Origin of the sequence: Pseudomonas sp. SIMBA_068 (assembly GCF_046534705.1) — a bacterium.
Classification (GTDB): domain Bacteria; phylum Pseudomonadota; class Gammaproteobacteria; order Pseudomonadales; family Pseudomonadaceae; genus Aquipseudomonas; species Aquipseudomonas putida.
The window spans coordinates 1-241 of sequence record NZ_JAWRYI010001454.1; the positions used below are offsets into that span (position 1 = coordinate 1).

The following is a 241-nucleotide window of genomic DNA, read 5'->3' on the forward strand; positions in this document are numbered from 1 at the left end:
GGTCGCCCTCAAGCGCCAGGACATCCACTACCCCAAGCCACGCGTGGTGACCATCACCCAGGCCACCGAAGTGGGCACCGTGTACCGCCCCGATGAGCTCAAGGCGATCAGCGCCACCTGCAAGGAGCTGGGCCTGAACCTGCACATGGATGGCGCGCGCTTTACCAATGCCTGCGCGTTCCTCGGTTGCAGCCCGGCAGAGCTGACCTGGAAGGCCGGCGTCGATGTGCTGTGCTTTGGC

General features: G+C 65.6%; 1 protein-coding gene. It reads left to right on the forward strand.

Annotated elements, in window-relative coordinates; all coding sequences use genetic code 11:
* Positions 1–241, forward strand: a 241-nt coding sequence (locus tag SB756_RS34445) for a beta-eliminating lyase-related protein (RefSeq protein ID WP_410913801.1), incomplete at both ends; no start/stop codon positions are given.